Genomic DNA, 14,488 nt, shown 5'->3' on the forward strand with positions numbered 1-14,488 from the left:
TTTTGGATTCACGCAGCCTGTTCGCGTTCCGGCAGAAGAGCTTCGCCCTTCTTTTCGCGGATCAGATTGATGAACCGGCGGAAGAGGTAGTGCGAGTCCTGCGGGCCGGGCGAAGCTTCCGGATGGTGCTGGACGGAGAAGACCGGCTTGCCGATGACGCGCAGGCCGCAATTGGTGCCGTCGAACAGCGAGACATGGGTTTCTTCGACATCTTCCGGCAGCGATTCGGAATCGACTGCAAAGCCGTGGTTCATCGAGACGATTTCCACCTTGCCGGTCGTGTAGTCCTTCACCGGATGGTTGGCGCCGTGATGGCCCTGATGCATCTTCTCGGTGCGACCGCCAAGCGCCAGTGCCAGCATCTGGTGACCGAGGCAGATGCCGAAAACCGGCAGGCCACTATCGACCAGTTTGCGGATGGTCGGCACGGCATATTCGCCGGTGGCTGCCGGATCGCCGGGGCCGTTCGACAGGAACACGCCATCGGGATTATAAGCCAGCACGTCGTCGGCGGTTGCCGTTGCGGGCAGAACCGTGACCTTGGCGCCGAGGCCCGAGAGCAGACGTAGAATGTTGCGCTTCACGCCGAAATCGAGCGCGACCACATGATATTGCGGGTTGTTCAGCTCGCCGAAGCTCTCGCCCTTGATCCAGGGCGTTTCGTTCCAGACCTGGCTCTGGCCGATGGTGACATCCTTGGCGAGATCAAGATTCTCCAGACCGCTCCAGCCAGCCGCGCGGGCTTTCAGGGCGTCAATGTCGAACTTGCCGTTCGGGTCATGCGCGATGACGGCATTCTGCGCGCCTCGTTCGCGGATCAGCGCGGTGAGGGCGCGGGTGTCGATGCCTGCCAGCGCGATGACGCCGCGCGCCTTCAGCCATGCGTCAAGATCTTCGCTCGAGCGATAATTGGATGGTGCGGTGATATCGGCCTTGAAGATCGCGCCGACTGCGCCGTGGCGGTTGGCTGGTGTCAGGTCTTCGATGTCTTCAATATTGGTGCCGACATTGCCGATATGGGGGAAGGTGAAGGTCACGATCTGTCCGGCATAGGACGGATCGGTCAGGATTTCTTCGTAACCGGTAAGCGCCGTGTTGAAGACAACTTCCGCTTCGATTGCGCCGGTCGCGCCGAGGCCCTTGCCTTCGATCACGGTGCCGTCGGCAAGAACCAGAACGGCGGTTCGCTTTTCGGTTGTCCAGGGTGCGGTTTTCGGGGTCGTTTCGGTCATGTTTGCACTCCTGTTTAAATTGCAGCACCTAAATCCGTGCCACGTTTAATGTTTTAGCTTCCGCACACGCTCGCGTTCCAACCCGCCGGGTCCACCCCTGTTACCGGGCGAATGGCTTGAAAGATGGGGCGTCAATGGTCATATACGCGCCAACGGGCGACGGGATCATATATGCGCCAAAAAGCAGCGGGGATTTCAAACCTCCCACTGCCAGCATGTACCGATGTCCTGCTAAGCCTTGATCAATAAAGAAACTTGGTTGCCGGGTCAATCGTCCGAGCGCACCCAATCGGGAAATAATCGCGATAATGATCGCATTATTGTTCTACGGGCGGGTAGTTCGGACAGCTCGTAGCAGCACGCGATTGCTTTATGGATCACGTTGCGGGTAAGAAGAGACAAACACCGTCAGGAGACATTCGATGCTTCGCCAGGAGATTTCCCAGGCCCTCACAACCGCGCTCAAGGCGCATGAAAAGCGCCGCACATCGACGCTGCGCCTCATCCTGGCCGCCGTGAAGGACCGCGATATCGCCAACCGTTCCGCCGGCAAGGACCCGGTCGGCGATGAGGAATTGCTGGGTATTCTCGGCAAGATGGTCAAGCAGCGCGAAGAATCGGCGCGCATCTATGAAGAAGGCAGCCGCATTGAGCTGGCGGAAGCCGAGCGTGAGGAAATCGTCATTATCTCCGAGTTTCTGCCGCAGCAGATGACCGAGGAAGAAGTGAAGAAGGCTTGCGAGGACGTTATCGCCGAAATCGGCGCGCAGGGGCTGCGCGACATGGGCAAGTGCATGGCGATCCTCAAGGAACGCTATGCAGGCCAGATGGACTTCACCAAGGCAAGCGCACTGGTGAAATCGCTTTTGCAGTAGAAAGCTGTTCTGATACTACAACAAGAAGGCCCCGTTCAAAGCGGGGCCTTCTTGTTGTTCGCGCTATCTGGATGTTATGCGGGCGCAATCGAAATCAGTCAGCGAGATTGTTTGTAATGGCCACCGCTCTGCTTATCATTGATGTCCAAAACGATATTGTAGCCGGGATGGGTACGCCTGAGCGTCAGCCTGTGATTGATCGCGCGCTGGAGGAAGTTGTCGCCCGATTGAGCGACGTGAAAGCGCGGGCGCGTTCTGCGGGCATTCCCGTGATTCTCGTGCAGCATGACGGCGGGCCGGGCGACGTGCTTGAAAAAGGTACGCCGGGTTGGGCAATCCGGACCGAACTGGCGCCGCTGACCAACGACATCGTGGTTGAAAAGACTAGCTGCGATTCATTCCACGAAACAGAGCTTCAGGACCGGCTGCGTGCGTTGGCGATAACGCATCTGGTCATCGGCGGTTGCCAGACCGAATATTGCGTTGATACAGCGGTTCGTCACGCGATCTCGCTCGGCTATGATGTGACATTGATTGCCGACGGGCACACGACGGGCGATACGGCGAGCTTGCAGTTCGCCGATATCGTGGCGCATCATAATGAAACGCTTAACGGGTTCCGGGCAGGAAGCACCCGCGGACGCACGGCCAACGCCGCCGATATTGCGTTTTAACGGCGTTAGCCCTGCTTGGCGGTCTTGAGCCGCGTTTCGCTCAGGAGGCCCTGTTCTTCCAGCACCGGATAGGCCATGGAAGCCAGCAGCGAATTGATCTGCTTCAGGTCGCGGATGGTATCGAGATGGATTGTGCTGGTCTCGATGCTGCGGGTTGAGCCTTCGCGCAGACGCGAGAAGTGGCGCAGGCTGGTCTGCTTTTCCAGTTCGCGCAGCCGATCCTTTTCCTGAACGAGCTGGCGCGCCGTGCGCCCGTCACGTGAGACGACCACGTTGAACGCCAGATGCGCATTGGCCAGTACCATGGCGTGGAAGTGGCTGAGTTCTTCCCAGCCTTCCTCGGTGAATTCCAGCTTGTGGTCCATCTTCTTTTGCACCTGCGCCAGCATGTTGCGCACGATGATGTCGCCCACCTGTTCGAGCTTCACGCAGGCGCCGAGCAGTTCCTGCATCCGAAGCGCCTCAAACTCGTTGAGATCATGCGAGGCAAGCCGCGTCAGATAAAGCTTGATCGCGGCATGTTTCTTGTCCACGCGATCGTCGAGGGCGGCGAGTTCGTTGATGCGGGCCTGATCCGGCTTTTCGTAGAGATCGATGATGCGGCGCAGCATCACCTCGACGGTATCGCAGACGCCGACGACTTCGCGGGTGGCGTTGGCCAGCGCCTGCGATGGGCGGTCGAGTACGCTTGTGTCGAGGGCGCTATATTCTTCCATTTCCAGCGGCTGCGCCGGTGCGGTCTTATCCGCATTGAGGCGAACGAGCGCTTCTGTGGTGCGCAGAACCAGCCCGGAGAGCGGGATACCCGCCACCATGACAATCACGTTGAACAGGATATGCGCGTTGACCACCTGCGACACCGGATCAGCGCCAAGAAAGGCAATCGACGGCTTGAAAGTCTCGTAAAGCACCAGCATCACCAGCGAGCCTGCACCGCGCATCAGAAGATTACCGAGTGGCACCACGCGGGTTTCCGGCGGAGCATTGCGGGTGAGGATCGGCGCGATGATCGAGGAACCGAGATTGACGCCCAGCACCATGACCACGGCCAGTTCCGGATCGATGAGGCCGCGCGATGCGAAGGTGGTCAGCAGGATGACGGCTGCGACGCTGGAATGGAACAGCCATGTCATCAGTGCGGCCAGCAGATAGGTGGTGATCGGATCGCTCGACAGATAATCGACGATCACTGGCAGAAGCTCGCTCTGACGCAGGGGCTCGGTCGCTTGCCCGGTCATTTCCAGCGACATGATCAGAAGGCCGATGCCGACCAGAATGCGCCCGATCTGCCGCCAGTCGCGGCGCTCGGTGGTCATGAAAATGCCGGTGCCTATCACAAGGCAGAGCGGAACGAGAATGGTCAGGTCATAGCTCAAAATCTTGACGACCAGCGCCGAGCCGAGTTCGCCGCCGCGCACCGCCATCAGTCCCGCAACGCCGCTGACGAAGCCAGATCCCACGAAGGAACCGACCAGAAGTGTCACCGCCGTCGAGCTTTGCAGCGCAACCGCAAGCACCAGACCAAAGGCGACCGACAAAAGCGGGTTCTGCATCTGGTTGCGCAGGCGTCTGCGCAGACGGTCGCCATAAGCGCGCTCTACCCCGGTTCGCACCATGCGGGTGGCCCACAAAAGAAGGGCGACAGCGCCGGCAAGATGCAAAAGGACCAAAGAACCGTTCACGGCGAAATCCCTTCGGTTGGCGGTTGACGTTGAAAGCTAGAATTATCTCATAAAACGAAGAAATTGTGTTCCGGCTAATTAAATATCCAAGAGATATGGGCTTATTCGCGCATAAAATCAACCGGCTTACGCTGAATGTAAAAGTTATATGACAGTTTTGTGACAGTTGCGTGACCGTGAGCAGGCTCGTCGAACAGGTTGTCAAACAGTCTGGGCAGAAGACTGTGATTAGCGGGGAGGGTTATGCGCGCGCGATGGACTGTCAGAGCCTGCGCGCCTATATACTCTATGGAAGACACGCCCGCTGTCGGGCCGAGCTGAAAGTGAAATCTGTAATGCGTTTCCCACCCTCCTTTCTCGATGAGATCAGAGATCGTGTGCCGATCTCGACGCTGATCGGAGCACGGGTTTCGTTCGACCGCAAAAAGAGCAATCCGCCGAAGGGCGATTTCTGGGCCTGTTGTCCGTTCCATGGCGAAAACACGCCGAGCTTCCACTGCGAAGACCGCAAGGGACGTTACCACTGTTTCGGCTGCGGCGTGACTGGCGATCACTTCAAGTTTCTGACCGAACTGGAAGGCTTGAGTTTTCCAGAAGCCGTGGAGCGCGTGGCCGATATGGCGGGGGTGCCCATGCCTGCGCGCGATCCTGAAATGGAAAAGCGTGAGGCTGAGCGCGCAACGCTTTATGACGTCATGGAACTGGCGGCGCAGTTTTTCGAGGCGCAGCTACAGAGTGCTGCCGGTGCCAAGGCGCGCGCCTATCTGCGCGACCGTGGCCTTTCCAGCGCGACGCAGCAGGCGTTCCGCATGGGCTATGCGCCGGAATCGCGCAATGCCCTGAAAGAGTTTCTGGCGGGCAAGGGCGTATCGCGCGATCAGATCGAGGCTTGCGGCCTCGTGGTGCATGGCGAGGGTATTGCCGTTTCCTATGACCGCTTCCGCGACCGCGTGATGTTTCCCATCGAGGATTTGCGCGGACGCATCATCGCATTCGGCGGCCGCGCACTTTCTGCCGATGCGCCTGCCAAATATCTGAACTCGCCGGAAACCGAACTCTTCCACAAGGGGCGGGTGCTTTATAACGGTCTGCGCGCACGCAAGGCCTGCCAGCCACAAAATGGCGAACCGGCCAAGCCGATCATCGCCGTCGAAGGCTATATGGATGTGATCGCGCTGGCGCAGGCGGGTTTCCACCACGTCGTGGCGCCGCTCGGTACGGCGCTGACCGAAGAACAGCTCGAACTTCTCTGGCGCATCAGCCCGGAACCGGTGCTTTGCTTCGATGGTGACGGTGCGGGGCTTCGCGCTGCCTATCGCGCCGCCGATCTTGGTCTGCCGACCTTGCAGCCGGGCAAGTCGCTGCGCTTTGCGCTGTTGCCGGAAGGACAGGACCCGGACGATCTGGTCAAGGCGGAAGGTCCGGCGGCGTTTCAGGCCGTGCTGCGTGACGCCAAGCCGCTGGTCGACATGATCTGGACCCGCGAAACCGTGGGCGGCGTGTTCGACACGCCGGAAAAGCGCGCCGAACTGGAAGCGCGTTTGCGCGAGATCACCAGCCGCATCGCCAATGAGGATATTCGCCGCCATTACGGTCAGGATATGCGCGAACGCGCCCAGGCATTCTTCGGGCAGGGGCGGCAGCAGGGCGGCCAGCGCAATGGGTCGTTCAACCGCCGCAACGACAATGGGCGCGGACGTGGCGCCCCTGGCATGGGCGGCGGCGGGCGATTGACGATCTCCGACAGCCTTGTTCGTTCCACGCTGGTCAAAGGCGGGCGTCCCGGTGCGGGCACCCATGCGCCGCTGCGGGAAACGGCAATCGTACTGACGCTGATGAACCATCCGCGCCTGATCGAAGAAGATTTCGAAACGATTGCCGGGCTTGATCTGGCGCATGATGCGTTGAAGACGCTGCATCTGGCCATGCTCGACGTTCTGGCCTCCGACCATGTGGACGATGGTCTGGCCATGCGTCACGCGCTGGTCGGCGCCGGGCATCGCGATCTGATCGAAACGCTGGAACAGGCGGTGAAGGGCGCAAGGCTCTGGACCGCATCCGCGCTTGCGGCGGAAGACGATGCGCGGGAAGCTTTGCGGCAGGCGCTTCACTTGCATCAGCGCGCCCGCACACTACATAAGGAGCTGCGAGCCGTGGAGGCCGCACTGGAAACCGATGAGACGGGCGAACTTTATGCGCGCCTCATCGATATACAAAATCAGATTTTAAAGGCAGATGCGACCGAAGCCCTGATCGACGGTTTCGGTCTGTCGTCCGGACGCTCTCCCGGCGGTTTCTGATTCGGATTGCCCGAATCACTTTATGGGAAAGTACCGGGAATAAGGGGTTGCGGACGGCCAATAGCGCTCTAATTAGAGCATTTCCAGCAAAAGTGCGTAGCGGTTTTGCGTAGGATAATGCGTAAAAACAAAAAGATAGAGCGGTTTCACGATTCCGTTTTAACCGGAACAGTTCTAGCCCGCGGATGGGCCGCGACAACAAATGATTCGCTTTTTGAGGGCGAATCAGGTGAGTCGCTCTTGACGAATGGCGTAAATGACGGAATCACGACAGTTCGAACAAGGATAGAACGGATACCGATGATGTTCCGATACCTCTGCTCCGTGGGAAGCGGGATGCGGAACAAGGGCAAAAAACCGTTGCGATGACGTGATGTCACCGGCTCTGCCCACAGAAAATCGATCACGATGGAGCCTGATACCGAGGGCAGGGTTAATCCGCCATTAACGGCAAATCAGCTACTCGCAGAATCAACCGGCGGCTTGCAGGCTCGCAAAACCGTTCGGACACTCTATATATCTTAAAAGCGACCGGGGTCGCCTGGAGAAGAACATATGGCAACGAAGGTTAAGGAAAACGAAGAAGCCGAAGTCGAGCGCGAAGGTGCTGCCGACGGTCCGCTTCTCGACCTTTCTGACGATGCTGTCAAGAAGATGATCAAGGTCGCGAAGAAGCGTGGCTATGTGACCATGGACGAGCTGAACGCCGTTCTTCCTTCCGAGGAAGTGACGTCGGAGCAGATCGAAGATACCATGGCCATGCTTTCCGACATGGGCATCAACGTCGTTGAAGACGACGAGCAAGACAACGATCGCGAAGAAAATAACAACGACGACGACGCGGAAGAAGGCGGCGATCTGGTCGAAGCCGGCGGCACTGCCGTTGCCACCACGACGACCAAGAAAGAGCCGACGGACCGCACCGACGACCCCGTGCGCATGTATCTGCGCGAAATGGGTTCGGTGGAGCTTCTGTCGCGCGAAGGCGAAATCGCCATCGCAAAGCGCATCGAAGCCGGTCGCGAAACGATGATTGCCGGGCTGTGCGAAAGCCCGCTGACTTTCCAGGCCATCATCATCTGGCGCGATCAGTTGAATGAATCCAACATTCTCCTGCGCGAAATCATCGACCTTGAAACCACCTATGCCGGTCCGGAAGCCAAGCAGGCGCCGGTGATCGAGCGTGTGGAAGAAGAACGCCCGCGCGACGACAAGCCTGTGCGCCGTTCGCGTGACGACGACGACATCACCAATGTCGGCGGCGACATGCCAGCGGAAGAGGAAGAAGAGGACGAAGACGAAGCCAACCTGTCGCTGGCGGCCATGGAAGCCGAACTGCGTCCGCAGGTCATGGAAACGCTCGACCTCATCGCCGATACCTACAAGAAGCTGCGCAAGCTGCAGGACCAGCAGGTTGAAGGCCGTCTGGCCGCGACCGGCGAACTCTCCTCCAGCCAGGAGCGCCGCTACAAGGAACTGAAAGACGAGCTGATCACCGCCGTGAAGTCGCTCTCTCTCAACCAGAATCGTATCGAACAGCTCGTCGAACAGCTCTACGATATCAATAAGCGTCTGGTTCAGAACGAAGGCAAGCTTCTGCGTCTGGCTGAATCCTTCGGCGTGCGTCGCGATGAGTTCCTGAAGGAATATCAGGGCCACGAACTCGATCCGAACTGGGTTGAGCGCGTCGGTCTGCTATCGGCTCGCGGCTGGAAGGATTTTGCCGCCAAGGAAGTGGGTACGATTGCCCGTCTGCGCAGCGAAATTCAGAACCTCGCCACTGAAACCGCGATTTCGATCGGCGAATTCCGCCGCATCGTCAATCAGGTACAGAAGGGCGAACGCGAAGCCAGCATCGCCAAGAAGGAAATGGTCGAGGCCAATCTGCGTCTCGTGATTTCCATTGCCAAGAAGTACACGAACCGTGGTCTCCAGTTCCTCGATCTCATTCAGGAAGGCAATATCGGCCTGATGAAAGCGGTCGACAAGTTCGAATACCGTCGCGGTTACAAGTTCTCGACCTATGCGACCTGGTGGATTCGTCAGGCGATCACCCGTTCGATTGCCGATCAGGCGCGCACCATCCGTATTCCGGTGCACATGATCGAAACGATCAACAAGATCGTCCGCACGTCGCGCCAGATGCTGCACGAAATCGGTCGTGAGCCGACGCCGGAAGAACTGGCCGAAAAGCTTGCCATGCCGCTCGAAAAAGTGCGCAAGGTGCTGAAGATCGCCAAGGAGCCGATCTCTCTCGAAACGCCAGTCGGCGACGAGGAAGATTCACATCTGGGCGATTTCATCGAGGACAAGAACGCGCTTCTGCCGATCGACGCCGCCATTCAGGCGAACCTGCGCGATACGACGACCCGTGTTCTCGCTTCGCTGACGCCGCGTGAAGAGCGCGTTCTGCGTATGCGTTTCGGTATTGGTATGAACACCGACCACACGCTCGAAGAAGTCGGCCAGCAGTTCTCGGTTACCCGTGAACGTATCCGTCAGATCGAAGCGAAGGCGCTGCGCAAGCTCAAGCATCCGAGCCGTTCGCGCAAGCTGCGTTCGTTCCTCGATTCTTAAAACGGGAGGAAACCATGTCGTTCCTGAAGCGTCTGTTCGGCGGCGGTGGTGAAGCCGCTGAGAAATCAGCGGAGCCGAAAGAGGCCGGTCGTACCGAGCACAAGGATTTTCTGATCGTCGCCACGCCTTACAGCGAAGGCGGTCAGTATCAGGTGTGCGGTGTGATTTCCAAAACGATCAATGGTGAATTGAAGGAATATCGCTTCGTTCGCGCTGATCGTTGCCCCGGCATCGAGGATGCCGCCAGCATTGCGCTGAACAAGGGTCGCCAGATCGTTGACGAGCAGGGCGAGCATATCTTCCGCTGATCGTCACGATTGCAAATGAAAGCGCCGCGCATGGACCCATGCGCGGCGCTTTTTATTGAGACTGTCCCGATGATCGGATCAATCTGGATGGCACACAAAGGCAACCATTTTGCGCACAATCGGCAGAAGCATCAGCAGAACCGGGAAAGCCACGATCCACGAAACCACCCATGAACTCATCCAGTTGGATGCGAGATCGGGATGGGTGAGGCCGAGGCTTTTCGCGGTTGCGATCAGCGAGACCACCAGTGTCATCAGCATCGAAAGAATGAGCGGCATGACGAAAGACGCATAATGCGCTGGCAGTTTCCTGCGACGCGGCGTGTCAGAATTTGGCATGATAGTACCTGGAATTCAGAGCGGAAAACGGAACACAACGTCAGTGCATCGGCGGCCGTTTCCGGTCGGTTGATGCGTTGCCTGACGTTAGACGCTTACGATCATGGGAATGATGCTTCTGACTTAGCCCAGGCAGGCCGGGCTTTCAATAGTCAATTAGCCGTACGCATCAGCTCCAGTCAGGGCGGCGATTTGTCCACGCTATTCCCGACATATTTCCGATATAGGCTCAGACATGACCGACAAACCATTCTGGAAAACCAAAAAGCTCAATCAGCTGACCCGCAGCGAGTGGGAAAGCCTGTGCGACGGTTGTGGCCAGTGCTGCCTGCATAAATTGCAGGACGACGACACCAACGAGATTTACTGGACGAGCGTGGCCTGCACTTTGCTCAATGCTGAAACCTGCCAGTGCCGCGATTATCCAAACCGCAGGGCCACCGTGCCGGATTGCGTATTCCTGACGCCGGAAATCGTCGATGAAGTGGACTGGTTGCCGGTGACCTGCGCTTATCGTCTCGTTGCGGAAGGCTCCGACCTTTACTGGTGGCATCCGCTGGTTTCCGGCTCGCGGGACACTGTGCATGAGGCGGGCGTTTCGGTGCGCGGCAAGGTAACCGCCTTCGATCATGACATGGAAGATGACGAGGATTATCTCGATCATATGGTCATGCCCGATTGAATGCGCATTCTTTATAACATTGCTTAAATTTAATAGAGGGCAGGCAGCACTTTTCTGTTCTCTTAATTCTTTGAATTTGAATGGGTTTTACCAGTGGTTTCCTGCCTTATCCGTCTCTCTCGTCTTAACTGAATGTCAGATGAACGGAGGCTTTTCGTTTCGTTCATCTTCCTCGTTCTAATTATCGGGTGTCTCAGGCGGAGGGCCTGACACTCAATTGGAAGAGGTTCAAAATGTCCGCTATTTCGCTCAAGTCGTTTGCCGTTACCGCTGCACTCGGTCTTGCCGCCGTCTTTTCGGCTGGCGCATCGGCGAATGCCGCGCCTGCAATGACAACACCGGCTGTCAGCACTGCCGCCCATGGCGCAGTTATCAATGTCGATTATCGCGGTCGTCCGCATCATGGACGTCCGGCCTATCGCGGCCCTGCCTGCTCTGTTGAAACCGCCAAGATGAAGGCGCATCGCATGGGCATTCGCAATGCGCGCGTCGCTTATCGCGGCAAATCCGTGCAGGTGCGCGGCTTCCGCCATGGCCGTCCGAGCGGCGTTGTATTCGCCAATGCGCGCGGCTGTCCGATCATCCGCTAATGTGATGTAAAGATAAAAGAAAAGGGGCGCCTGGCGCCCCTTTTTTGTTGGCCGAAACTGTCGTTATTGCTTGATCTCGTAGACGACATTGACCGAAACATTGAAGCTGTTTTCGCCAGCTGCGACCGGAACGGCATCTTCCGGAGCGGCGGCAGCCATGGTCTTGAACTGGCCGCGGGCGATTGGCATCGGCATGGGCGGACGGCCCTGTTCGGTGATTTCGATGACACGGCCGAGACCGACGCCTGCGGCATCGGCAAGCGTCTTAGCCTTGGCGGCAGCGTCGGCCACGGCGCGCTTGCGCGCTTCGTTGATGGTTGCAGCCGGATTGTCGTTGACGAAGCTCAGATCTCCGCCCTGATTGACGCCGAGTGTAATGGACTGGTCGAGTACTTCGCCGACCTTGGCAAGATCACGGACGCGCACGGTGAGGCTGTTGGTGACCGCATAGCTTGTGATGCTCGGTTCCTTGAGGCCGTTCTTGTCGTCAGGGAAAACATAGCGCGGCTGGATATTGATGCCGCCGGTCTGGAGGTCGCGCCCTTCGATGCCGGCTTTTTTCATGGCGTCGAGAACTTTGGCCATGGCTTCGTTATTGGCGGTCATCGCCTCGCGGGCCGTCTGGGCTTCGCGCAGAACGGTGAGATTGAGAATCGCCATGTCAGGTGCGGCTGTCGTGGTGCCTTCACCGGTCACGGCAATGCGCGCAGGCTGTCTCGACATCTGGTTCTCCTGGGCTGCGGCGGGCAGGGCGAGAGCGCCTGCGAGCATGATTGCCGAAAAAGAGGCTGCTATGAGCGTGGTAGCGCGGTTTTTCATGAAATCTCCTGTAGAGAATGTTGAGGCAGCTTATTGAAAGCAATCCGGGTTATCGGTTCGCTTTATCGTTGAAATCGTTTGTTTCTTAAGTTCCCTCTCATGCGCGTCGCCATGATATAAGAATGGAAATGCCCCTTTAATGCAACCGGGGGCTTCAAATCCTGACCATCGTGGCTTGCTGACGCCATCCATCGCAATCGAATATGTGCGCATTAGGGCGACTGGCAGATTTGACAGTTGTATCTTCCGTTTCTTTAGGGTACGTGCAGTGTTGCGTGGGGCCTGTAGCTCAATTGGTTAGAGCCGGCGGCTCATAACCGCTTGGTTGGGGGTTCGAGTCCCTCCGGGCCCACCATTCTTATTATAAGTCACTGTTTTTTATTGCGGTGCGGGGCATCTGGGATTTGGGTGCGGGATTTTTCGTCCTCTATTTGTTCGGAAACCCGCCTTGATGACCTGATGCCTAACCGTGCCCTGTCAGCATTTTTGGTGTAAATCTCTGCCTGCTTCAGATTGGTCCAGCCGTACTGAGCCATTAGCTCGTGCGCACCGGCTCCGGCGTTGGCTGCAAGGGTTGCAGACAGTTTGCGAAGCCCGTGAGCATTCAGGGGGAGGCCAGCTTCGCGGCACTTCTCACCGAACCAATTCCCGAACCCTTCTTTCACAAACGGCTTGCCATACTCGGTAACGAGAAATGCCAAATCACCCGTTGGCGTATTCTCGATTACGGACATGAGGGATTGCGGGAACTCAACGGTGATGACGGCCCCGGTCTTTTCGGTGCGCATCGTGAATATGTTTCCTGCCATATGCTGGCGACCGGCATGCACGATGTCAGAGCGCCGAAGGCCGGAATGAATTAACAGTTCACAGGCAAGGCGGGGCTTGGTGCCTATGGGCCACCGTTCACAGAACTTTTGATAATCAGCTATTGACCAAGCTTTAAAGCCTTCGGATCTATAACGGACGCGCTCAACATCATCGGTGGGATTGACGGCAACATGGTCGTTTAGCTTCGCCCAGGTAAAAAGGGCCTTCATCGCCTTCAGGAAGTTGTTTGCGAGCGCCGGACGGTCGGCACGGGCATCAATGGCCGCAATGATGGAACGCTTGTCTATGAGCCGGAAATCGGCGTTCTGCGATTTATCCAGCGCATCCTTGAAGAAGTTTTCCTGCTGCCGTCTCGTAGCCGCAGAATAGCTTTTCCACTTTGCGCTTTCCCTATATCGGTCAACAAGCCACCGCAAAGACTGCGCGGGGGCTTCTGGCGCTCGTGGGCGTAATTGAACGCCAGCCAACGCTTTCGCGTAAGCTAAGTCAAATTCAGCGCTATCGGGATCGGCTGGGAGCCGCACACGAGCGCCCTTGCCGCGCCGGAAGTACAGTTTAACCGTACCGTGGCGCGACACTTCTTTGACAACGTGCTTTGGCAGCTTCTTGGGCATGACGTTCACTAAAGCCGAATAATTTGAGGTTGAACAGTCTGTTTGTTGGATTGGTCATCGTCGTCAGGACTGACGCGATAAGTCCGGTCGCCTATCTCGACCTCAACTTTTACGCGCTCCCGCTTGGCGATAGTTGCCATGCGCCGAAGATCGGCCTGCTTGATTGCGGCTCTTTTTGTCATCGGTCGTACCTCCGAAGGAAGTCCTCATAGGAACGGTCAGCTTGCTTGCAGGCCCACAGCGCCAGCCACTGCCAGCAGCGGTTGCGGAATGAATAGAAGAGCATCATTACAGAACACTCCCGTATGCGAAGCCGGGGAAATACTCGGCAATAGCATCAACGTCAGCGATGCCCATTTCAGCAGCATCGATTTCGCGCTCCTCCTCGTATTCGCGGTCATCCTCGAAATCAGGATCACCATCCATGGTATCGAGAAGAGCGATTGCGTCCTCTATCCAACGTTCCAGCATGAGGCGGCGGTAGCGGTTAACAGCGGGACTAGGCATGTTTCGCTCCTTCCCGCTGTTCCTTCCGCAACGTGACGACTGCTTGAAGCAGATCGGAAAACTCTCCATCGAGGCAAACCTGAACGGGATAATCTGCCGCAGCGGATGGATAGATGATGATAACCTGATAATCATCAACATCATTCAGTGTCGCTGAAATCTCCTTGGCGAGCCGCCGAATGCGCTGCTCTGGATGTTCTGTTGCAGCGATGCCCATCGCAGCATTGAACGCCGCAACCGCCTCCTCTTGGGTAAGCTTCACGCCGCTGCGCAGGCGCATACACTGCCAGATCGCGTCATGATTGGTGAAATCATAATCTGGATTGACGTTCCCGGCCTTCACGCTCTTGGCGAGTTGTTCGGCGGTATTCTTAATCCGCTGTGCGCGGTCAATAGGCATACCTTCGGCGGTTGCCTGACTTGATTGTGTCGGCATTGCTGTTCTCCGAATTGTTTGA

15 protein-coding genes and 1 tRNA gene are annotated in these 14,488 nt (G+C 57.5%); 8 read left to right on the forward strand and 8 right to left on the reverse strand.

Annotation, left to right across the window (positions count from 1 at the left end; genetic code table 11):
• Positions 1-8: 8 nt before the first annotated feature.
• Entirely contained in the window at positions 9-1,232 is a 1,224-nt protein-coding gene (carA, locus tag WIX40_RS00290; protein WP_339437878.1) for a glutamine-hydrolyzing carbamoyl-phosphate synthase small subunit, read from the reverse strand.
• Between the two features lie 422 nt (positions 1,233-1,654).
• On the opposite strand from carA, the gene WIX40_RS00295 reads away from it, so the two are divergent.
• Together WIX40_RS00295 and WIX40_RS00300 are read left to right on the forward strand one after the other, a co-directional pair.
• On the forward strand, positions 1,655-2,107 hold the full coding sequence (locus WIX40_RS00295; protein WP_109369456.1) for a GatB/YqeY domain-containing protein: 453 nt from the start codon (positions 1,655-1,657) through the stop codon (positions 2,105-2,107).
• Positions 2,108-2,223: 116 nt separating this feature from the next.
• Positions 2,224-2,781 carry a cysteine hydrolase family protein gene (locus WIX40_RS00300; RefSeq protein WP_140024199.1) on the forward strand — a complete coding sequence of 186 codons (558 nt, stop codon included), beginning with the start codon at positions 2,224-2,226 and terminating at the stop codon, positions 2,779-2,781.
• Between the two features lie 5 nt (positions 2,782-2,786).
• Here the strand turns inward: WIX40_RS00300 and WIX40_RS00305 are convergent, their stop codons facing one another.
• Positions 2,787-4,463, reverse strand: coding sequence for a Na/Pi cotransporter family protein (locus tag WIX40_RS00305; protein ID WP_339437882.1), 1,677 nt, complete (start codon positions 4,461-4,463; stop codon positions 2,787-2,789).
• Positions 4,464-4,798: 335 nt separating this feature from the next.
• On the opposite strand from WIX40_RS00305, the gene dnaG reads away from it, so the two are divergent.
• The 3 genes from dnaG to WIX40_RS00320 all read left to right on the forward strand — a co-directional run bounded on the left by dnaG (position 4,799) and on the right by WIX40_RS00320 (position 9,648).
• Positions 4,799-6,763, forward strand: coding sequence for a DNA primase (dnaG, locus tag WIX40_RS00310; RefSeq protein WP_339437884.1), 1,965 nt, complete (start codon positions 4,799-4,801; stop codon positions 6,761-6,763).
• A gap of 555 nt (positions 6,764-7,318) precedes the next feature.
• Positions 7,319-9,340, forward strand: a complete 2,022-nt coding sequence (rpoD, locus tag WIX40_RS00315) for an RNA polymerase sigma factor RpoD (RefSeq protein WP_171318230.1) — start codon at positions 7,319-7,321, stop codon at positions 9,338-9,340.
• Between the two features lie 14 nt (positions 9,341-9,354).
• The gene (locus WIX40_RS00320) at positions 9,355-9,648 is read left to right on the forward strand and encodes an HlyU family transcriptional regulator (RefSeq protein ID WP_078338696.1); all 294 of its coding nucleotides are present in this window, start codon (positions 9,355-9,357) and stop codon (positions 9,646-9,648) included.
• A gap of 78 nt (positions 9,649-9,726) precedes the next feature.
• Here WIX40_RS00320 and WIX40_RS00325 read toward each other — a convergent pair whose 3' ends face one another.
• Entirely contained in the window at positions 9,727-9,987 is a 261-nt protein-coding gene (locus tag WIX40_RS00325; RefSeq protein WP_109369451.1) for a DUF2798 domain-containing protein, read from the reverse strand.
• A 235-nt stretch (positions 9,988-10,222) separates the two neighbouring features.
• Here WIX40_RS00325 and WIX40_RS00330 point away from each other — a divergent pair, with 235 nt between their 5' ends.
• The gene (locus tag WIX40_RS00330; RefSeq protein WP_109369450.1) at positions 10,223-10,669 is read left to right on the forward strand and encodes a YcgN family cysteine cluster protein; all 447 of its coding nucleotides are present in this window, start codon (positions 10,223-10,225) and stop codon (positions 10,667-10,669) included.
• 233 nt (positions 10,670-10,902) lie between these two features.
• On the forward strand, positions 10,903-11,259 hold the full coding sequence (locus WIX40_RS00335; protein WP_339437889.1) for an antifreeze protein: 357 nt from the start codon (positions 10,903-10,905) through the stop codon (positions 11,257-11,259).
• Between the two features lie 63 nt (positions 11,260-11,322).
• Here the strand turns inward: WIX40_RS00335 and WIX40_RS00340 are convergent, their stop codons facing one another.
• Positions 11,323-12,078, reverse strand: a complete 756-nt coding sequence (locus WIX40_RS00340) for an SIMPL domain-containing protein (RefSeq protein WP_121536442.1) — start codon at positions 12,076-12,078, stop codon at positions 11,323-11,325.
• Between the two features lie 278 nt (positions 12,079-12,356).
• On the opposite strand from WIX40_RS00340, the gene WIX40_RS00345 reads away from it, so the two are divergent.
• A tRNA-Ile gene (locus WIX40_RS00345) sits at positions 12,357-12,433 on the forward strand.
• A 13-nt stretch (positions 12,434-12,446) separates the two neighbouring features.
• Here the strand turns inward: WIX40_RS00345 and WIX40_RS00350 are convergent.
• The 4 genes from WIX40_RS00350 to WIX40_RS00365 form a co-directional block, all read right to left on the reverse strand.
• Positions 12,447-13,523, reverse strand: coding sequence for a tyrosine-type recombinase/integrase (locus WIX40_RS00350; RefSeq protein ID WP_339437891.1), 1,077 nt, complete (start codon positions 13,521-13,523; stop codon positions 12,447-12,449).
• Between the two features lie 8 nt (positions 13,524-13,531).
• Complete coding sequence (locus WIX40_RS00355) at positions 13,532-13,705, reverse strand: hypothetical protein (protein WP_339437892.1); 174 nt, start codon at positions 13,703-13,705, stop codon at positions 13,532-13,534.
• Between the two features lie 106 nt (positions 13,706-13,811).
• Positions 13,812-14,030: a hypothetical protein gene (locus tag WIX40_RS00360; RefSeq protein ID WP_339441080.1), complete on the reverse strand. Its 219-nt coding sequence runs from the start codon at positions 14,028-14,030 to the stop codon at positions 13,812-13,814.
• Entirely contained in the window at positions 14,023-14,466 is a 444-nt protein-coding gene (locus tag WIX40_RS00365) for a hypothetical protein (RefSeq protein WP_339437894.1), read from the reverse strand. The genes WIX40_RS00360 and WIX40_RS00365 overlap by 8 nt, the downstream gene beginning before the upstream one ends.
• Positions 14,467-14,488 lie beyond the last annotated feature (22 nt).

The sequence above is a fragment of the Ochrobactrum teleogrylli genome (assembly GCF_037482325.1).
GTDB lineage: Bacteria > Pseudomonadota > Alphaproteobacteria > Rhizobiales > Rhizobiaceae > Brucella > Brucella teleogrylli.